This is a genomic window from Labilibaculum antarcticum (assembly GCF_002356295.1).
Lineage (GTDB): Bacteria > Bacteroidota > Bacteroidia > Bacteroidales > Marinifilaceae > Labilibaculum > Labilibaculum antarcticum.
Window position 1 is genome coordinate 5620679 of the sequence record NZ_AP018042.1, and the last position, 20619, is coordinate 5641297.

Consider the following 20619-nt stretch of genomic DNA (forward strand, 5'->3'; position numbering starts at 1 on the left):
CTTTTACGGATAAAAAAACCATGTGACAATACCATCAAAAACACAAACTATCAATTAGAAAATGATGTTTAGTCAGTCAATTTGATTCTTTGATAAATAATTTACAAATGCATTAGGCATACTAATAGGCTTACTTTAACTTGCTTGCAACCACCATGCATTTTATTATTGATCATTCACCTTACAACCTGTATCTAAAAAACCAGCTGCTTCACCAAACAATCTCAATCAATTGTAATTATTGAGAACAGTTAAGAGGTATAATACAGAGCTTATATGATAATATCAGACAAGAAGAAAGAACGGGAAACTGGTTTTCATCAATTATTTTTTCCGGATGGACAAATCCATAAAGATTATCAATACAAAGGAAATGTTTTACATGGTGAGTGTAAGTTGTTTCATCCGAATGGAGTATTAGAAGAATCATGCTTTTATGAGAATGGCATTATTTCAGGCTGGTTCAAAGAATACTACACTAATCGTCAACTACGTAAAATTGGCAGATTTAATTTGAATCATAAAGATGGACTCTGGTTAAGTTTTTTCAAAGATGGCAACACTCATAGAGAAGGTAAATACAAACAAGGGAAACGACATGGAATTTGGAAAGTGAATTATCAAAATGGTCAACTAAAACAACATGGTAATTACCTGATGGGATTGTCAGAAGGAATTTGGCAATATTTTTATGAAAATGGTCAAATTTTACGGGAAGGAAATTATAAAGACGAACTGGAAAACGGTCCATGGTCGATTTATGACCAAAACGGGACTAAAAGAATGATTCTTACATTCAAGAATGGGATTTTGGATGGAAAAGTTACCGTCTATAAAAGTAATGGCGAAATTTCAAAAATTGAACGATACCGAAAAGGAAATATTTTGGCCAAATATAAAAAGCAATAATTACTCATTTTAAAACTCGATGGACTCATATAATCAGCTTTAAATTGAAAACTAATTTGATACGAATTTACTACTTTATTTAAGGTCCTTTACATCACTAATTCTGTTGCATCGAGCATGCACTCCTCTACCTGCATTCAATCCTCAGACTCAAACCCTCTGTATTTGTTAGAAACAAAAGAGACTGTACTGTTCTAAATTGCAGATTATAAGATCTTAAAAAAATAAAAACATCTATAAAACAAAAATCTCATTGCTAGGAAAGATAATTGATGGAGAAAAATCATTCCCCCATCTAATAATAGCATTAGCTCATCAATTAAAGTAATTTGTAATTGATTTTCTTTTTTCATCACTCTACTTTTAGCTAACTTAAACATGTTAGTTTTATTGTTTGTTTTGAATTATTTTTATTTTCGCAAACACTTTTAAGGATAACAGAATACTCCACGAACTACCCTAAAATTAAAAAAATGTATGAAATACCAAAGCGTACGGATGACAATCTAAAAGAATTACTAGAAAATGCAGACATTAGTGTTTCTTCCATAGATGGATCCCTTAGATATAAAATTGATTCAGACCCCTTATTAAATTCAACGGTTAATTTTTTTGGTGCCGGATTGTTTCTTCTCGATTTAGAAATGGAAACAATACTGTGGGGAAACCAAAATTTCTTAACTCTAAATGGTTTAAAAAAAGAATATTTGCTAAATCCTATATTGAAAGACCTAATTTACCGAAAAATTCATCCGAAAGACATAAACTACCTAATAAGTAAAGGAGTAAAAAACGCCCTGAAAAATGATATTGCTCCGTTTTCTAACACCTTACGTTTCAGAGAAAAAGACCAAAGTTGGAATCATTTTTATTTTTCATTAATTAGTCCAAAAAACTGTACTCTTAATAAAAAACAGTTTAAAATTGGAATTCAATTCGATCTTAGTCGCATTTTAAATCATTATCCCCTAATGGAATCGATAAGGGATAATTCATGTTATAATGATCATGAAGATTTTCAAAAGCTTAAATCTTTATCGAAACGGGAAAAAGAAATTTTGGGCCTTATTGTAAAAGGATTTACCGATAAGAAAATTGCAAATCAACTTAGCATCAGTAATTACACCTCTGAAAAACATCGCAAAAATATCATTCAAAAATTGGATGTAAAAAACACAGCCAGTCTTTCTTTTTTAGCTGGTAAATATGGATTTTTTTAGGTTCCTTATATAGCCCAAGACTTTCAATATCAATTTTACTGAGTATATATTAAGCCAGCTTGAATCTCAATTAATTTTTCAAGCGTTAGATTTACAATGATCTGCATCAATTAGTACAATATAAATTAAAGTCTGGATAAGTTTTATTCAGATTTAAACTCTAAACGAAAAGTTTTAAACAATTACTATTTATTTTAAGGCGGACACCTATTCCTAATAATTTCTCTTATCTATTTATTTCTGTTTTATGTATTAGATGGAACTACAATTTAATTAATTATTGTATTTCTAAAAGATTAGGTCTAAAAAAGGATACTCTTTTTTGTTTACACAATCATCTAACAATCAAGAAAACAAATCCACTCCAGCTCATACAACTTACTAATTACCAGCACCTTCATATGTAAAAAGCCTAATCTCAAAGAATGCAATTAAGGTCAAGTTGGTGTGTTTCCTAAACGACTTGATTCTTACATTCAAGAATGGGATTTTGGATGAAAAGTTACTGTCTATAAAAGTAATGGCGACATTTCTAAAATTGAACGGTACCAAAAAGGAAATCTTTTGGCAAAAAAAAATAATTACTTTTTTATAAATTATGAGTCTTCATATAACCAGCTTTAAATTGAGAGCTAATTTGATATGAATTCACTAGGTCCTTTACATCACGAATTCTGTTGGATCGAGCATGTAAACCTCATACGATATCCTATCCGCACAACAGTCAATCCACAATTTTTGTACAGGCTTTATTTTCGTCTCACAACAAAACCACACCATCCACTAAACCCGAACTTGACAGTCAAAATAAAACATTAAGCAACAACTTCTATTTCACAAACAAATTCGACAATCTCCCCGAACGATATCATGGCCCTTACTGTTTATTTTACAATTGATTAACGTGATTTTTAGACACTATAACAGCCACTGACAAACAACGCGTGCACACTCACCCCCTTTTATCAAATTCTCATCAACTTACATATATCAATCCTTGACATTAATAAAAAACACAACTTAATTTAGATTAAATAAATTTCATTTTAAGATCCTCCCTATATTCAAAACGCACCAACAAAATCAACTGAGAACAAAACTGCAGTAAAAGCTTCAAGTGTTAGCAAAACTGAAAAAACTGCGCCTGCAAAAACGGAAATCAAACCGATACTAGTAAAAGAAGAACCTGCCAAACCAGCTCCAAAAATAAATGCTTTATCGCAATGGATATATAAAATTTACAATACTTCGGATAATGTTTACGAACATTACATCGTGGTTGGTGCCTTCCAGTTTAAAACTTTGCTGAAACATATATGCAAGAGTTAAAAGACAAAAACACACCCGCTTTTATTATAAAAAACGAACAAAAAGGCCTCTACTATGTATGCATTGCCAAGAAGATTTTAAAGAAGGACGCCATAAAAGCAAAAAAATAATAAGAAAATAAGATTAGATCGTAGTAAGATAACAAGTAGTGGTATTAGAAAGAGTTGACTCAAAAGGGTCAGCTCTTTTTTTATTAAATCACTAAATTAAAATAGATACTTTAGAATCAAATGAGTAATTTATATGTTCCTAAAATCGGTATCACAATACCTGATTATTTTAATACATAATACAGCAATATCAATACTTATGAAAAAACAATTTTTAGGTTTACGAACTACCATATACAAAACAAATGAACTTGCAAAAGCAAAAAAGTGGTACTCCAAAGCTTTTGAGACTTCGCCCTATTTCGATGAAGATTTTTACGTTGGATTTAATATCGGGGGATTTGAATTAGGCCTTTTGCCTGAGACAGACTCAAGCGCTTCAAAAACAGATAATGTTTTATCATACTGGGGAGTTGATGATATCAACAAATCATTTTCACATTTACTAGAAGCGGGTGCTGTTGTTCACGAGAAGCCTACAAATGTAGGAGGAGAACTTTGGGTAGCAAGTGTAAAAGATCCCTGGGGAAATGTGATCGGCATTATTTATAATCCGGCATTTAAATTAGAATAGGAAATGAAAATAGGAATTGCATTAGGTGGTGGTGGCGCTCGGGGCTTCGCTCATCTGGGTGTACTCAAAGCATTGGAAGAAAAAGGCATTCGTCCGGATATTATTTCCGGCGTAAGTGCTGGTGCCGTAATCGGAGCATTTATCGCTTCAGGTTATACCAGCGAAAAAACTTTGAAGATTCTGAAAAACAAAAGCCTGATGGCTTATTCCAAATTACATTATCCCAAATATGGATTATTCAGTTTAGACAGCTTAAAAGGAGACATTCAAAAACACATCAAAACCAATCGAATCGAAAATTTGCAAATTCCTCTGTTCATAGCCGTTTCCAACTTAAACGATGGCAGGGTTGAATACATTAAAGAGGGAGATTTAAGCACTTATATTTTAGCCTCGGCTAGTATTCCGGTACTCTTCGCTCCTGTTATGATTGATGGCAAGATGTACTCCGATGGCGGACTATTCGACAATCTTCCTATTTCACCTTTATTGCAAAAATGCGATGTTATTATTGCTGTTAATGTGAGTCCGGTTCAAAAAATTGAAAAGTTTGATAATTTGGTTCAGGTTGCCTCCCGAACTTTCCAACTGGGTGTCCATTCGAATATAATTCGACACAAAGAAAAATGTTCTCTTTTTATTGAACCAACAGGCTTACGGGAATTCGAAATATTGAATGGAAATCATGCCGAGGATATTTTCGAATTGGGATACAATTACACTAAGAATTTAGAAATTAATCTATTTGACTAAGCGATAAACTCAAATTTTATCGAAACACTATCTTCTTACATTTAAACACTGAGAGTAAAGCAGTTCAATTACAAATCCGATCAAACCCATCAGCATGAATTCAAAAGAAAAACAAGCTTTGGAAGCATTTCAATCTGGAATGAATTGTGCCCAATCGGTACTAAGGACCTATTCCAACCATTATAATTTTGATGAAAATTTAGCCTACTAAATTTCAAGTGGATTTGGTGGAGGAATGGGCAGACTTCAAAAAACCTGTGGTGCCGTTACCGGCGCATTTATGGTACTTGGAATTCACAACTGTAAAAAATACGGCAATCATAAGCTTCAAACAGACAATAATCGAATACTGATTCAAGAGTTTACTCGCAAATTTCTACTAAAACACAATTCTACAAATTGTGATGAATTAATAGGGTGTAATCTAAATACTGATGATGGACAAGCTTACACTGAAAAAAATAAGGTGAAAGAAAGAATTTGTGAAAAATGCATCATCGATGCCATAGAGATTGTAGATCCACTGATTAGTAACTCCAAATAGATTTTCAATTAAAAAGGCAGGCTTAAAGCCTGCCTTTTTATTATATAATTTCTGAAGACTCTATTTTAAAGAGCTTCTCTAATACTTCTTTTAACGAATTTAGGTCCGGATTGATATCGAAAACATGAGATGGCTTCAAATAACAAATCTCTTTTTCTCTTTTAAAGCGTTCTTCTCCTCCACCAGTAATATTCAACATGACACAGGCCTTTTTATTAATATTCCCTTCCTGCACATATTTAATTAAACTAGCTACAGCTACAGCTGAGGCAGGATGAATATCATTTCCTTCTGTTTCCTCGAATATTTTGGCTGCTTCCATTGCTTCTTCATTCGTGGCTTTTAAAACATCACCGCCAGCATCTTTCATCGCATCGTACATACCACCTACAATTGAATAGGGAGGTTTACGATTAGACAATACCTTAGCAACAATTTCTTCCACCTGTTTTCTGGCCAAATTATCGTCTAATGGTAATATTTCTCTAGAATCGGCTTTCCATGCATCATACATAGGTAAAAAAGGAGCATTCTGAGAAACCATCAATTTCATTTTATTGGAGCCATAACGACCATCTTCAATAAAGCGTAAATTAGCTTCCCAAGCAGCAATTGCGCCCGTTCCACTTCCAACAGCTTGAAAATAATAATCAGGAATTTTACCGATCTCTGTTACCGCAGAAAGAACAGTAGTACCCATTCCGTCTCTACGAGCCACGTTTTTGGCTCCTCCTTCAGTAATAAAACCTTCTAACTGACAGGCCAGATTTGATAAATGAATAGCATCAAAATAATCACTTCCCGATTTTGTTGCAACCAATCTAACGTTCTCCTTAATTGGTTCATCGAACCAAAGAGCATTGATATTATCCTCAGGAACACAAAGCAACAAAGGAATGTTATTATCGGAGCAAACTCTTGCAAAAGCACGCGCAGTATTTCCCGCAGATGCAACCACGAGTATCTGACCAGTATCACTCAATCTGCCACTTACCGAAAAAGCTTCCGTTTCCTTAAAAGAGCATGTTCTGAAATTTGCTCCCTTCTCAGGCCAGTATCCACTAAATGTGATGTATAAATTTTCTAAACCAAGATATTTAGACAATCCTTCACTTTTATAGGTTGCCGGAGCAGAAGATCCTTCTAATGTTCTATAAATTGGCAACCAATCGGCGAATTTGTAAATCCCTAAAGAATTATCCCCAGGCTCAAGTTGCGTTTTTTGATAGTTAGCTCTTATCAAACAAGCCTTCTCTTCAGCAGGAGCATCCAGGGTCCAACCTTCATCTTCAAATTTCTTTCCAGTCTGTAAAGACTCAAGAATATATTCAGTAGCTCGAAAATCTATAGCCATTCTTTTATTTTTTTGATTTTGAAAGCCTAAAAATAGACATTTTGGACGGCTTGATAAACATTTTTCAACTATTTAGAAACATTTCCTCAAAGAATTTTCAGAATTCATTGTCACTCAAAAGAGACCGGAAGAGCAAAATCGAACTGACCTTTAGCGATTTAGAGAAAAACAACAGTTCAATTCCTTCTAACAATTGATTCCATTATATATATAAACATTTACTAACTATTCAATTTTAATTTCCCATATTGTTACAAAAGCTTATATTTAACAATCAATAATTTTATCAACAAATCTTGATTTTTCATAAGAATTAATTTTATGTTTTCTTATAAAGAAAAATCAAACAAACACTTATTTTTATGACTATTAGATGGGGGATTTTAGGAGCTGGAAGAATTGCAAAAAAGTTTGCAGAAGATTTTAAAGTTGTGAATAATGGTAAAATAGTAGCTGTTGCCTCAAGATCGCAAGATCGCTCGAATAAATTCGTTCATGAATTTGAAATTCCCAAAGCGTATTCGTCCTACGAAGAAATGGTGGAAAATCCTGACATTGACCTTGTGTATGTTGCAACACCACACAATTTTCATTTCGAACATGCGAGTCTTTGTCTGAATAACGGCAAATCGGTATTGTGCGAAAAACCTGTTACAGTAAACTCTGAAGAGTTTGAACTTCTTCAAAATTTGGCCAAAGAAAAGAATCTGTTTTTCATGGAAGCGCTTTGGACCTACTACCTTCCTGCGATTATACAAGCCATGGATTGGATTCGGGAAGGAAAAATAGGAGCTGTAAAACAATTGCAGGTAAGTTTTGGTTTTCCCGGTGACATGGACGAGAAAATGAGATTGGCTAACCCGGATTTAGCAGGTGGTGCCTTATTGGATATTGGAATATATGGTATTGCAATGGCTGAATTGGTTTTTGACGAAGAACTTGAAGACATCCAAGCTATGGCTCATTTCTCAGATACAGGGATAGACGATTACAATAGCATTCAATTAAAATATAAAAGCGGTGGTATGGCTCAAATTTCAAGTTCCTTTGTTTCTGAGTTTAAAAATGAAGCAATAATTTATGGCACCAAAGGAAGAATAGAAATCCCACAATTCTGGATGGCTAAAAAAGCCTTTTTGATAACTAGTGCTGAAAAATTAGAGTTTATCAATAAAAACGTACAACTTGGATATAATTATGAAGCTTTTGCTGTAAATGAACTGCTAAAAAAAGGAGCTATTGAAAGTTCTGTAGTACCTTTAGTAAAAAGTAAACGAATATTATCCATAATGGATCAAGTGAGGAACCAAATCGGTTTAAGATATCCATTCGAAAAGTAATTCATGAACAAAAACGACATCATATTAGGCGAAGGCATCTTAGGCATTAAATTTGGAATGCTTCGGGACGAGGTAGAAGAAGTTCTGGGAAAAGCCGCCGATGTTAAGCAATACTCTCTTTCTCCTGAAGAAGCTAGCCTGACTTTGTTCTATTATGAACGAGGACTTAGCTTTACATTTGAATCAATTGATCAATACAGACTAAGCTATATTTCTGTGCTAGATGAACGGTACAGTATTTTTCAGTTTATTAAAGTTGGTTTAAGCAGAAAAATGCTAATGGCTGAATTGGCAGATTTTCAATTTGGAGAGCCTGAATTTAAAGATGTTGGTTCTGAAGAATTTCCGACTCATGAATTGATTTTTTTTCCCAATGAGAATTTACACCTTTGGTTAGATAACAATCAAATTTCAGAAATACAATTCGGTCCCTTCTTCGAGGATTTTAAAACAATAGTATGGGAAGATTAAAAGTCTTCCCTTTTTTATTATCATCATTCACCTGTGTTGTGTGAGCAAGCTTCTCTGCCCCAATCAAAAAACTATTCATCAACAAATTGATGTTCCAAAATCATCAGGATAGTTGTTGCCTGGTAAAATATTTTGTATAAATTGCGCCCATATTAAAACAAGGAGTTTACGCTCCATCACAACAGTATTACTTCCTAATCAAAAAAATTTAGCCGGTTCTGGCAAATTACGAAAGATGGTTATTCAATTGTTAATTGATGTATTGTAATTAATCACATCACGGGCTGATTGTGTTCAATTAGCTCCTGTAAACATAAAAGAATGAACAAGCTATCTTACGAGCACGGAAGCTCGAACCAGCCTCTTTTGGGCGAAACAATAACCGAGCGACTTCGCAAAACGGTTGAATTATTTGGCGATAGAGATGCCTTAATTGTACCTTATCAGAATTACAAAGCAACATACCTTGAATTTTGGCAGCAAATAGAAGAAGTAGCAAAAGGACTGCTGGCATTTGGTGTGGAAAAAGGCGATCGGGTTGGAATCTGGTCTCCAAACAGACTCGAATGGGTAATTGTGCAATTTGCAACAGCAAGAATTGGTGCCATTTTGGTAAATATTAATCCTGCCTATAAATCAGCAGAATTAAAATTTGCACTTCGACAATCTGAAATTAGTCTTTTGATTATGTCGGAAGGTTTTCGAAAGACCAGTTATTTCGAAATAATACAGGAAGTAAGACAGTCTTGCATCCATTTAAAGCAGATCGTAATACTCGACAGAGATTGGCAAGCCTTAATTGAAGCCGGCAAGAGAATTTCCACAGCTCAAATCGAAGAAATAGAGACTCATCTGCAGTTTGATGATCCGATCAATATTCAATACACTTCGGGGACAACAGGTTTTCCAAAAGGAGCAACTTTAACACATCACAACATTTTAAACAACGGTTACTTTATTGGTGAGCGTTTGCATTACAATGAAACAGACCGGGTTTGTATTCCAGTTCCCTTTTACCACTGTTTCGGAATGGTATTAGGCAATTTGGCCTGTATTACTCATGGTTCTGCCATGGTGATCCCGGGTGAAGCATTCGACGCTGAAGCTGTATTGCAAACCGTTCAAAATGAAAAGTGCACATCGCTTTACGGAGTCCCTTTGATGTTTATTGCAGAATTGGAACATCCTAATTTTGAAAAATATGACCTAAGCAGTTTGCGTACCGGCATAATGGCGGGAGCATCTTGCCCTGAGAAAGCCATGCTTGAGGTTCAGGAAAAAATGAACATGAAAGAAGTTGCCATTTGTTATGGAATGACCGAAACCTCTCCTGTATCCACCCAAACATTTGTTAATGATGCATTGAGTAAACGAGTGGGAACGGTTGGTCGCGTCCATCCTCATCAGGAAATAAAGATTGTTGATCCGGAAACGGGAAAGATTGTTGCGCGTGGTGAAGGTGGTGAATTTTGTACCCGTGGCTATTCCGTAATGTTAAAATACTGGAACAACGATGAAGCTACCAAATCGGTAATTGATGCTGCTGGCTGGATGCATACAGGAGATTTGGCAAGTATGGACGAGGAAGGATATGTGACCATTACCGGCAGAATAAAAGACATGATTATTCGTGGAGGGGAAAATATCTCGCCATTCGAAATTGAAGAGTTTTTTCATTCTCACGAGCGCATTAGCGAAGTATATGTGATTGGTATGCCCGACTATAAATACGGCGAAGTTGTAATGGCTTGGGTGAAGTTTAAAGAAGGGAAATCGGCCACTGAAGAGGAACTTAGAGATTATTGCAAAGGACAAATTGCGACTTATAAAATTCCTAAGTATTTTAAATTCACCAATGAATTTCCAACTACTGTAACGGGTAAAATCCGTAAAATTGAAATGAGAGAGATTTCCAGTAGAGAATTGGAGTTAAGCGGAAGATAATAACGATAGTTTCATAACTATGCAGACCTGCGTAAACTTCGGTTTTCGCAGGTTTTTTTTATGTCGTACATTACTATTCCCAATCCATCAGCAAAAAAAATAAAAACTCAAGGGTATCTTCATGCAATTAAATGAATGATAATTTTTTCATCCAATGGCTTCACCCCTCTTTTTCAGCACATTTACGACTATTTCTCAACACCTAAAAGCCCTAATTCTCTTAAATTACTCACACTTACCTATTCACAATCAGAATCTTACAATTCCCAAAACAAAAACACAAGCTAAAAGCATGTTCTATAACTACTTACACAGAGCACCAGTCTCTTGATCAATTTGTTAGTTTTGCGATCTGAAAAAATAGAATAAAAAGATACAGATGAGTAATGTAAAGTTAGGAAATCCGGCTGTAGTCGGTCTTGGAGGGTTTGGTTTGACAACCCTTCTATTGCAATTCCATAATATCGGATTGTGTGGATTAGGTCCGGTTGTAGCAATGGGATTTGTTTTTGGTGGATTTGCACAACTTATGGCTGGTATGCTAGAACACAAAAACGGTAACAATTTCGGTTTTGCAGCTTTTTGTGGCTACGGTTCATTTTGGATCGGTTTAGGACTTATCTGGCTGATGAATTTCTATGGCGTTTACAAATCATCGACTACTGATGTTGGATTTTACTTGGTAGCCTGGACATTGTTTACTGCAATTTTATGGGTAGCATCATTCTTTATTAATTCTGCAATGGCTACCACTTTTACCACATTACTTATTGGTTTCATTCTTTTGGACTTAGGTCACTTTGGATTTCCAATTTTAGATGAAGTAGCAGGATACGAACTTATTATTTGTGCATTATGCGCTTGGTACATGATGGCTGCTATCATTATCAACGACGTTGCTGGTCGTACGATTTTGAAAGTGGGTAAACCATGGATTAAAGCGATTTAATATTCTCTTGAATTCTGCTCCTTTCGGGCAGAGCTTAATTGAACAAAAAAAGAGGTAAACCGAAATTTTTCTCAAATCAGATCGGTTTGCCTCTTTTTATTTTATCTACTACAACTTCTACCACAAAGGAAGCACGAAGGATTTCACAAAGGGACACAAAGGGAAAAGGCTTCCTACTTAGAGTAACTTTGTGCAGTACTTAGTGTACTTAGTGGTTCGAAATATATTTTGTGTTTAAATCAATCTACTTTAATATTTCCTTGTGCAGGCTCACATCAAATTCCTTTACGTGATCTGGCTTGCCATCTTTGAAGAAATCTACAATATATTTTTGGTTGCAATGCTCGTCGAAGGTTTTCTGATCGTAAAACTTCTCAACAAAAGTAATAACATGCGGATTGTCGATGCTTTGATTCAGTTCGTAACGAATGCATCCTCCCTCCTGATGTGTTGGCAATAGTAAAGCATGTAAATTTTTGATCAACTGATCGGCCTCTCCCTCATTCGCTATAAATCTGGCAATACACACCAATTGAGTTTCATTTTTTCTAATTCCCATATCAACTATTTTTATGTTTTGATTCTTTTGAAATTCAAACTTAGGAAAAATTTAGAAATGATCACCACTCCTGTTACTATCAAAAGGCTATTGATCGTAAACCAATAGCCTTCATTTATTTTAGAGATAACCTAACTTAGGTTAAAAATGAAATCTCAATTCAATCCATTTCCAACTTAATTTTAATTGTTGTTTCCATATCTGTTTTTTTGATATTCATTCAAACAACCAGTGCCACGTTCGGTATCCGAATTTATGATTTCATTAAAATCATCCTCACTCAAAACTGTAGGCAAATAATCTACACCATAAGTACCCAACACACGAACAAAAGCTCTTAAGTGATTTCTTGAACCGCGAAGTAAGTTAGAATACACTAAAAGAATATTCTCATTCTCTGTTTCAGCCATTAACTCCTCCAAATCAGCGATATCTACCTCTTCAATCAATGCACCTACTTTCAAAGCTTCTTCAACCGACACCATCCCTTTTTCGCTCAACTCATCATACAAAGCTTGCAGCGTTTCATTTTGATACTCTCCGGCAATACCTGTTGATGGATCTTCAATTTCAAATAAGTCCAACAAAGTTAATACTGCTGCAGCATGAGTTGATTCTGCTCCAGTAATATTGCTAAAAGTCTTTACATCATACAAATCAGAAAACAAACTGTAAACATCATGTGCCAGTAATTCCTCTTCTCTCATTAATAACAAACCATCTTGTTCACTATCAGTAAAAGTTGTTAATTCAGGGTCCAAAACAGCTGATAAGTTCCCTGCCAGCATATCAGTAGATCCATCTTCCGCTACTTCAACCAGTGGCAAATTAGCCAAAGCATCCGTTCCTGCATCCTCATTATCGCAGGCAACAAAGCCCAACATTAACGTAAAAGCAATTAAAACTTTTGTTATTTTATTTCTCATAATTTCTAAATTTTATTTTTAGTTACATACCTATATTTACCAATTTCCTCGACCATTACGACCTCCACCTCTTCGACCTTGTCCACAACCATTTCCACAACCTCTTCTTCCTTTTCCTGAAAAACACTGTGCATTCGAATTTTTATTTTGTTGATATTGCGCCTGCTGTTCAGGAGTAAGAACTGCACTTACTGCATTTGTATGACTAGTAAGCTCGGCACGCATTTGCTCTATCACATTTGCTCTGTCGCTTTCATTCACAGCAGCCCTTCTATCGGCCCGCAAACCATCCATCACTTTTAAATGATCTGTTCTCAAATCATTCAATTGCTTGTTCTGTTCAACGGTTAAATTTGAAATTTGACTGCAATCATTAGCCCTACGTCTATTTTGTGCAAAGCTATCGGCCGCAGGAATTGCAAACATGATTACCATCAATAATAATCCCAAGTTTTTAATTAAGTTTTGTGTTTTCATGACTTCAATTTTATATTAATTTTTTGACACAATTCTCCCGGGATGCAATACAAATCGCTTCCTAAAAAGAATATTTACAATAAAACTCTATTGATTTCTGCCACCAGGACCATTACCATGTCCCCAGCCTTTTCTTCTGCCTTTCGGTGTTTTCACCTCTTCATCCTTTTGCAACAAACTACTAAACAAATCATACAATTTGGCTTGTTGCTCTTCATTCAATTCACTCTTCATATCCAAATAGAACTGAACCGTTGCCAACTTTAACTCCTTGTGCTTCTCTCCTATTAAACCCGCAATATTATTCAATTCCAGACTATCGCAATTTTCATTTCCCAACTGCTGAACCATATCCCGTCTTAAGCCATTCAACTGATTCATGATCTGATTTGCCTCCTGATTGTAATTCCTGTTTAGCGATCGAAATTTGATCTTCATCTCTTCATCTAATCCCAATTGTTCCTTAAGAAATCGGGTTCTGAATTCATCCGGCATCTCCACCTTATTTTCAACCTCTTTCGTCTCCTGCTGCATGTGATACCATAACGAACCAATCGTCGACAAATTAACTGCCAATAAGAGTAAAGCAAGCCACATCCAAAATTTATTAGCTTTATTCATGATATCCATCGTTTAAAAAGAACAACTCAATAGTTTCATTATCTATTTCGTTAAAATAGGGATCGATTAAATTCGATTGCTGAATATTTTCGGTGTCTGTAGCAAAATTCGATCCCATAAAAATACCCGATCCAATGGCCAATACGAACAGCATGCTTACCAATACAGGCATCAACAGTCTGGTGAAAACCGGTTGATTGGCTTTTCTTTGCTCCTCCTTAAATCGGTTCATCGTTTTTGAAACAAAATACGGATTTGCCTGCAGCGTTTTTTCCTTCTCGATAATCCCCAAGGCCGATTGAAGTAAAACCAAAGAATCGGAACATGAACTGCAATTCGACAAATGATTCTCCATCTGCAGCATTTCATCCTTCAAGAGTTCCTTCTCCAGATAAAAAATTAATTTGCTATTTACCTCCTTGCATTCCATCTCTATTGTTTTTTATATTAGACACCACTCTTTTAAAAAACTTGCGCTACTTTGTAAAGTTTTTGTAATAATCGATCAGTTTTTTCTGCAAATTCGATTTCGCCCTAAATAGCAGCGACTCTACCGACGATTTCGAAAGCTGCATTAGCTCAGCAATTTCTTCATAGCTCAATTCCTCATACTTACTCAATGTAAAAGCTATTTTCTGATTTTCGGGCAAAGCATCCAAAGCGGTATGAATCGCATTGGCATGATCCTTTTCTTCCAAAGCCTTATCGGGATTTACAAAACTGGCCTTCTCATTTACCTCTTCCTTCTTCCCCTGAAAAAAATCTTCGACCCTACTAAAAAAGTTTCGCCTTTTACGATCACGAATTGCATTTAAACTGCGTGTGATTGTAATTCGGTACAGCCAGGTCTTCAGGCTCGACTCACTCCTAAAATCAGTAATCGAATGATAAACCTGCATAAAAACCTCCTGAGCAATATCCTCCGCATCGGCCTGGTTGTGAATCATCCCCATAGCAGTATTCACCACCATTGTCTGATAGGTCTCCACAAGGGAACGAAATGCAGTTTCGTTTCCGGATTTAAGTTGTTCAACTAACTCCCGTTCAATCATAGTAAAAAAAAACTTCGATACTGATTCAGTGAATTTAAATACTTAGACACCCGTTCGCAAATAAACTTGCGCTCTTCCCCGAAAAAAATCTGAAATATTGTGCTTTCGGGATTTATCATTGCGAACTAGCAGATTGGTATTGCATTGCCTGCCAGGATACTGAACTAAGCATTATCTATATTCTTCTAGCATACGAGGGCATCCAAAATGTTCAATTTTATTATTCGGACACCTTCCTTCATTGCCACAGACAATACCCCTATCCCCTAAAGGGAAAATTCAATTTTACCTTTAGATTACATATAAATTATATGTACTAGTCAGGTTTGAAAGAATAATTGTGCTGTTAAATGGAATGGTTTTTATAGATTCGAATGTTTATTCCATTACAGAGTAATTTCAAGGTAGAATCTATTTTAAAAAATCATCCAGCAATGAGAAAACTTTTACTGAGAACACTTACAATTCTTTGCTTTTTTACTGCAGTAGGGACTACTCTTTTGTATTTTAATCAGGAAAAGTTAATTTTCTTCCCACAAAAGCTAGACAAAGAATATCGATATTCTTCCGACATGAGTTTCGAGGAGATTACCATCGAAACTGAAGATCACAAAAACCTCAACGGACTGTTATTTACCGTGGAAAATTCGAAAGGCCTTGTGTTTTATCTGCATGGCAATGCAGGCTCGCTAACTAATTGTGGCGATGTTGCCAAAACCTATACCGACCTAAACTACGATATTTTTATGCTCGATTACAGAGGTTTCGGAAAGAGTGAAGGAGACATCGATAGTCAGCAACAAATTTTCACAGATATTCAAACAGCATACACCCTAATCCTTAAAAGATACCAGGAAGATAAAGTGATTGTGCTAGGTTACTCGATAGGAACCGGACTTGCGACCCACCTTGCCGCCACAAACAAACCGAGATTACTAGTTCTGCAAGCACCTTACTACAGTTTAACTGATATGATGAAACGCAGGTATAAATATTTGCCTGCAGTACTGCTAAAGTATAAGTTCCCAACTAACGAACTGATAACTGCATGCACCATGCCAATTGTAATCTTTCATGGTACCCAGGATCGTATAATTCCATATGAGTCTTCATTAATGCTTCAAAAAATCAGTAAATCGAGCGATCAATTAATCACTCTTAAAGATGTTGGACACGGTGGAATCAACAGCAATCCTAAGTTTAAAACGGAGATAGCTAGAATACTGAACTAATCAGAATTCCTGAACCACTCAATTCAAGCTGATAAATTTAATTTATGCCAGATACGATCAACAATCTCATTCAATATTATCATGACTGCTACCAGTCAGATAATCGTGAATTAATTATTTACAACTTTCTAGATAAAAAGGTTGAAAACAAAATATATTTCGAAGGCAAAGAAGAGCTTCTTACAGATAGCAATCCATTAATTCCTATTGATTCGGTAAAAGCATCTGCTATTTGTAAGAAAACTAAACTTTTTCAGAAAGAGAAAGAGCTGCTTTATGGTACATTCTTTATTTGCGGTAACTATACCGATTTTAAAGGCGATTCTAAAGATTTATGTGCTCCTCTATTCTATTATCCTGCGGAGATAAAGCAAAAAGATGACTTCTTTTACCTTTCTATCAGCGCAAGCGAAAGAAGGCTAAACTACCCTATTATTCAAATGCTTTCGAAGGAATCCAGTGGAGAGCTTCTTCAGGATCCTTTGTTTGAAAAATTGCCTACAGATTTCATCCGATTCGAACACATCGAATCTATTGTACTTCTATTTAAAAAATATTTCCCGAATGTAAACATAGCTGATATATACTCTTATCCTGATAACACGAGTATTACTACAGTAAAAAAGACCATCTCCAAATTATCGAAAGAGAAGCAAGATGAATATGTGTTGTTGCCTGCAAGTATATTAGGATTGGTCGCAAAGTCGTCGAATACAAGAGGCGTATTGAATGAATTAAGTGAGATGGCATCGATGACTGATCATTCCTTTCCCTTGCTTTCTTTACTTTCAAAATCGGCCCCAAAAGAAAAATTAAAAAAATACGAGAAGGGAAACCTTCCTATGATCTTAAGCGAAGCACAACAGGCCATTTTAAAGTCGAGCTCAATAAATCCATTAACATTAATTGTCGGACCTCCGGGAACGGGGAAAACTTACACCATTAGCGCCATTGCTTTGGAACACATGAGCAGAGGAGAATCGGTATTAATTGCCTCGCGCACCGATGAAGCTGTGGATGTAATTGTTGAAAAAATAAAAAATCAACTTGGAATTGATAAAGCAGTTGTAAGAACTGGTAAAAAACGATCCTATTCCACCCCCTTAAACCGATTCCTGAAATCTTTACTAACGAGGGTAAACAAATTATCCTTTCTCCTGAAGGAATTTGATTTGCCAAAGACAAAAATGGATGAGTTGGAGAAAAAGGTCAGTTCTTTGTCCTCAACTATTGAATCCAGAAGTAAATTAATTGAGAAATTAGAGTCCTCATTCTCAAAAGAAGTAGAAAATGAACTCAAATGGGGAGAACATCTTTCCAAGGAGAAAGCAGGAGTTTGGAATAAAATTAAAACTCAGTACATCGATATCAGAAACAAAATTCAAATTCCAATATGGGAATACAATAGCAAACTCAATCAGAATGACCTCTGTCAAATTACTGATGTTCAACTACTGATTCGCTTGAAATATGTATATCAAATTCTTAAGGTGATGACTGCTGATTGGAAAAATATTCAGCGTTTCCATGAGGCTCTTAAAATGTCGAGCGATACAGAAAAGCTTGCCAAATTCAGAGACATTAATTTTGACGCAGTGCTAAAAGCATTTCCCATCTGGCTAACCAAGCTTTCCGAGGTTAAAGATGCTCTTCCTTTCGAAAAAGAATTGTTTGATGTCGTGATCATTGATGAAGCTACACAATGTGATATTGCCAGTTGTCTTCCCTTACTTCAAAGAGCAAAACGTGTTGTTTTTGCCGGAGATCCAAACCAACTAAGACATGTATCCTTTTTATCTAAAGGCATTCAAGCCATATTGCGCTCGAAATATGAGCTTCAGGATGTTGAGTATTCCACGCTTAATTATCGCGACAAAAGCATCTTAGATTTGGCCATGAGCAGCTTACAATCGAGCGATCAAGTGGCAATGCTGGATGAACATTTTAGAAGCTTGTCTCCTATTATCGCTTTTAGTAATGAGCAGTTCTACGATAACCAGTTAAAAATAATGACTTCCCGACCCGATGAAACGGAAGAAGCTTTATATTTCATAAATAACCACGGGATTAGAAATAAAAATGGAGCCAACGAAATAGAGGCCAATGCGATTCTAAAGGCCGTGCATGAATTGGTCAAAAATGAAAAGGATTTAAACGAAAATTTGTGTTCAAGCGTTGGCATCTTATCGCCTTTTAGAGCCCAGGTTGATTGGATGAGCAAACTGCTTTTGGAACAGTTTGAAATGGACGAAATTGAAAAGCACAAAATTAGAGTCGGAACAGCTTATAGCTTTCAGGGAGAAGAACGAGATGTTATGCATTTGTCGTTTGCGGTTGATGGAAACAGCCACCATTCTGCAATTAACCACATCAACAAGGAGGATGTTTTTAATGTGGCCATCACCAGAGCCAGAACCAGACAATACATTCATCATTCACTATCGAAAAATGAACTAAAGGCAGACAGTCTGTTACGAAGCTATTTATCGAAGCCTGCTCTTCATGAATTTCAAGCAGACAAAGGCACAACTCCTCACGATGTGTATCTTGATGAAGTTAAGAATGTTTTAAAAAATTGGGACATCAATAAGTATTGGATTGGATATTCAATAGCAGGTCTTACAATAGATTTATTGGTGAAGTACAAGGACAAGTATCTGGGAATCGACTTGGTTGGTTACCCCGGAGAATATGCCGATGTATTTGGAATTGAACGGTATCGAATTTTAAACCGAGCTGGCATTAAAGTATTCCCTCTTCCTTATTCCGATTGGCATTTTGAGAATGAAAAATCTAAGAAAGTATTAAAAGAATTCTTTCTCAATTTAAAGGGTGCGTCGGTAAATTAAGACAAAAAAAGACGCGATTTAATCGCGTCTTTATTCTTATGCATATTTTTCCTTTTGTGTTTTAAAAATAGCTGTATCCCAATCCTCTTGACATATGGTGCCCAACGGTTACCGCTAAGTTTACGTTGCCGATTGCGTGGCACTTTCCTTTCAAAATACAAGAAAGCTGAAGCGGGCTACAACCCTTGAATTTACTACTGATTCGGCTATTATTTTTATGCATTGTTGTGTATAGTACTTATTCAGATTTGGACTCTCTCCAAGTCATTATATCTCTATTTTTACCATCACCAGTTATCGTGTATGCTCGACATCTTTTACTTGCAGGGTCTTCAACAATAGACACTTCGTTTAATTGCTTAACTTCTTTAATAATTTCATGACAAAACTTCCCCATATATGCTTTCCCTTTCAAATGATTACATGTTCCGTATTCAGAACCACAAATTGAACATTCACCTGCCCCAGCAATTAAGCCAGTACTCATAAATAATTGATTGGGGAAAAGTAATTTTTCATAAGCTATGAGCTTATCCACATAGGGTTCTAAATGTGTTGTCCCAGTCGGGTGAGCTTGCATTGCACCGCGCATAGACATTTGTGCATCAATCAGTTTGTCCCATGCTTCATTAATCTTATCCTCTTTAATAAGAATAACCATTTCAATCTCAGATTTTGCAGAAATTGCCATTTGCTCCATACTCAACAGTATATTTGCAATTTCCTCTTTTTGGGCTTCAATAGCTATTACTTTATTCTGTCTTATAGTGTCAATTAGTTTATCTAAAGTATCAACTGATTCCTTTTGAAATTCAATACCTCGAACAAATGGAGTGAACCTTTGACAACTGTGGATTACTTCATCAAAGTTGTCTTGAAATTTTTCTAAGTCTTTTTCCATTATTTGACGGCTTTTATAACATCAACTAAATCTTTCAAAGAATCCACTGACCCTTCAAATTGAATTCTTTTATAAGTCTTATTTTTTTCTTTTTCCACCACAATATCAAGTTTAACTTTCTTATCACCAGAAATACCTCGAAAAAAATCAGTCAAATAAGATGCAATAACACTTAAAGATATGGAGATTAGATGTTGATTCTCAGATAATATTGAAGCTCCAAAAAATAGAGTTGGTCCAATCCACTCAAAAGAATTTAGCTGTTGATAGCCAATTTCTTTATTGTCAACAACATCAAAACTCAAGTCATTATTTCTGAAAACAGTTTTTAATGACTTCACGGAATTAGCATAAAAATAAACATTGGTTTCTAATTCGAGATTTGAAGGTATAAATGCTATTTCTTCTTTCAAGTCCCAGTTTTCATCTTGATATTTTTCTCTGACATTAATATAGTCTGAAATCAGTGTTTTCATATATTGTATCTTAGTTTTTGTATTATACA

General features: G+C 35.4%; 20 protein-coding genes. 11 read left to right on the forward strand and 9 right to left on the reverse strand.

Annotated features, from left to right (window positions below; translation table 11 throughout):
• Positions 1-276: 276 nt before the first annotated feature.
• From ALGA_RS22370 to ALGA_RS22390, 5 genes are all read left to right on the forward strand, one after another.
• On the forward strand, positions 277-909 hold the full coding sequence (locus tag ALGA_RS22370; protein WP_096433164.1) for a toxin-antitoxin system YwqK family antitoxin: 633 nt from the start codon (positions 277-279) through the stop codon (positions 907-909).
• A 473-nt stretch (positions 910-1382) separates the two neighbouring features.
• Positions 1383-2129: a helix-turn-helix domain-containing protein gene (locus tag ALGA_RS22375; RefSeq protein WP_096433166.1), complete on the forward strand. Its 747-nt coding sequence runs from the start codon at positions 1383-1385 to the stop codon at positions 2127-2129.
• A gap of 1638 nt (positions 2130-3767) precedes the next feature.
• The gene (locus ALGA_RS22380) at positions 3768-4142 is read left to right on the forward strand and encodes a VOC family protein (protein WP_096433838.1); all 375 of its coding nucleotides are present in this window, start codon (positions 3768-3770) and stop codon (positions 4140-4142) included.
• Positions 4143-4145: 3 nt separating this feature from the next.
• On the forward strand, positions 4146-4895 hold the full coding sequence (locus ALGA_RS22385) for a patatin-like phospholipase family protein (protein ID WP_096433168.1): 750 nt from the start codon (positions 4146-4148) through the stop codon (positions 4893-4895).
• Between the two features lie 211 nt (positions 4896-5106).
• Positions 5107-5439, forward strand: a complete 333-nt coding sequence (locus ALGA_RS22390; RefSeq protein WP_262496505.1) for a C-GCAxxG-C-C family protein — start codon at positions 5107-5109, stop codon at positions 5437-5439.
• 40 nt (positions 5440-5479) lie between these two features.
• Here the strand turns inward: ALGA_RS22390 and ALGA_RS22395 are convergent, their stop codons facing one another.
• Positions 5480-6793: a cysteate synthase gene (locus tag ALGA_RS22395; RefSeq protein ID WP_096433172.1), complete on the reverse strand. Its 1314-nt coding sequence runs from the start codon at positions 6791-6793 to the stop codon at positions 5480-5482.
• 362 nt (positions 6794-7155) lie between these two features.
• Here ALGA_RS22395 and ALGA_RS22400 point away from each other — a divergent pair, with 362 nt between their 5' ends.
• The 4 genes from ALGA_RS22400 to ALGA_RS22415 all read left to right on the forward strand — a co-directional run bounded on the left by ALGA_RS22400 (position 7156) and on the right by ALGA_RS22415 (position 11497).
• Entirely contained in the window at positions 7156-8133 is a 978-nt protein-coding gene (locus tag ALGA_RS22400; protein WP_096433174.1) for a Gfo/Idh/MocA family protein, read from the forward strand.
• 3 nt (positions 8134-8136) lie between these two features.
• Positions 8137-8604: a hypothetical protein gene (locus ALGA_RS22405; protein ID WP_096433176.1), complete on the forward strand. Its 468-nt coding sequence runs from the start codon at positions 8137-8139 to the stop codon at positions 8602-8604.
• A 321-nt stretch (positions 8605-8925) separates the two neighbouring features.
• On the forward strand, positions 8926-10548 hold the full coding sequence (locus ALGA_RS22410; RefSeq protein ID WP_096433178.1) for an AMP-binding protein: 1623 nt from the start codon (positions 8926-8928) through the stop codon (positions 10546-10548).
• Between the two features lie 379 nt (positions 10549-10927).
• A complete protein-coding gene (locus ALGA_RS22415; protein WP_096433180.1) occupies positions 10928-11497 on the forward strand; it encodes an acetate uptake transporter in 570 nt (189 codons plus the stop codon).
• A 244-nt stretch (positions 11498-11741) separates the two neighbouring features.
• Here the strand turns inward: ALGA_RS22415 and ALGA_RS22420 are convergent, their stop codons facing one another.
• The 6 genes from ALGA_RS22420 to ALGA_RS22445 form a co-directional block, all read right to left on the reverse strand.
• Positions 11742-12056 carry a putative quinol monooxygenase gene (locus ALGA_RS22420; protein WP_096433182.1) on the reverse strand — a complete coding sequence of 105 codons (315 nt, stop codon included), beginning with the start codon at positions 12054-12056 and terminating at the stop codon, positions 11742-11744.
• A 182-nt stretch (positions 12057-12238) separates the two neighbouring features.
• A complete protein-coding gene (locus ALGA_RS22425; protein WP_096433184.1) occupies positions 12239-12982 on the reverse strand; it encodes a DUF2202 domain-containing protein in 744 nt (247 codons plus the stop codon).
• A gap of 36 nt (positions 12983-13018) precedes the next feature.
• Complete coding sequence (locus ALGA_RS22430) at positions 13019-13459, reverse strand: Spy/CpxP family protein refolding chaperone (protein ID WP_096433186.1); 441 nt, start codon at positions 13457-13459, stop codon at positions 13019-13021.
• Between the two features lie 87 nt (positions 13460-13546).
• Positions 13547-14080: a periplasmic heavy metal sensor gene (locus ALGA_RS22435; protein ID WP_162845518.1), complete on the reverse strand. Its 534-nt coding sequence runs from the start codon at positions 14078-14080 to the stop codon at positions 13547-13549.
• Positions 14073-14510, reverse strand: coding sequence for a zf-HC2 domain-containing protein (locus ALGA_RS22440; protein ID WP_096433190.1), 438 nt, complete (start codon positions 14508-14510; stop codon positions 14073-14075). The genes ALGA_RS22435 and ALGA_RS22440 overlap by 8 nt, the downstream gene beginning before the upstream one ends.
• Before the next feature lie 46 nt (positions 14511-14556).
• On the reverse strand, positions 14557-15132 hold the full coding sequence (locus ALGA_RS22445; RefSeq protein ID WP_096433192.1) for an RNA polymerase sigma factor: 576 nt from the start codon (positions 15130-15132) through the stop codon (positions 14557-14559).
• A 434-nt stretch (positions 15133-15566) separates the two neighbouring features.
• On the opposite strand from ALGA_RS22445, the gene ALGA_RS22450 reads away from it, so the two are divergent.
• Positions 15567-16364 (forward strand): alpha/beta hydrolase, encoded by a 798-nt coding sequence (locus ALGA_RS22450; protein WP_096433840.1) that lies wholly within the window; start codon positions 15567-15569, stop codon positions 16362-16364.
• A 44-nt stretch (positions 16365-16408) separates the two neighbouring features.
• Positions 16409-19213: a DEAD/DEAH box helicase gene (locus ALGA_RS22455; RefSeq protein WP_096433194.1), complete on the forward strand. Its 2805-nt coding sequence runs from the start codon at positions 16409-16411 to the stop codon at positions 19211-19213.
• Between the two features lie 238 nt (positions 19214-19451).
• Here ALGA_RS22455 and ALGA_RS22460 read toward each other — a convergent pair whose 3' ends face one another.
• Both ALGA_RS22460 and ALGA_RS22465 read right to left on the reverse strand, forming a co-directional pair.
• Complete coding sequence (locus tag ALGA_RS22460) at positions 19452-20114, reverse strand: hypothetical protein (RefSeq protein WP_096433196.1); 663 nt, start codon at positions 20112-20114, stop codon at positions 19452-19454.
• Positions 20114-20590 carry a hypothetical protein gene (locus ALGA_RS22465; RefSeq protein WP_096433198.1) on the reverse strand — a complete coding sequence of 159 codons (477 nt, stop codon included), beginning with the start codon at positions 20588-20590 and terminating at the stop codon, positions 20114-20116. The genes ALGA_RS22460 and ALGA_RS22465 overlap by 1 nt, the downstream gene beginning before the upstream one ends.
• Positions 20591-20619: the final 29 nt, after the last annotated feature.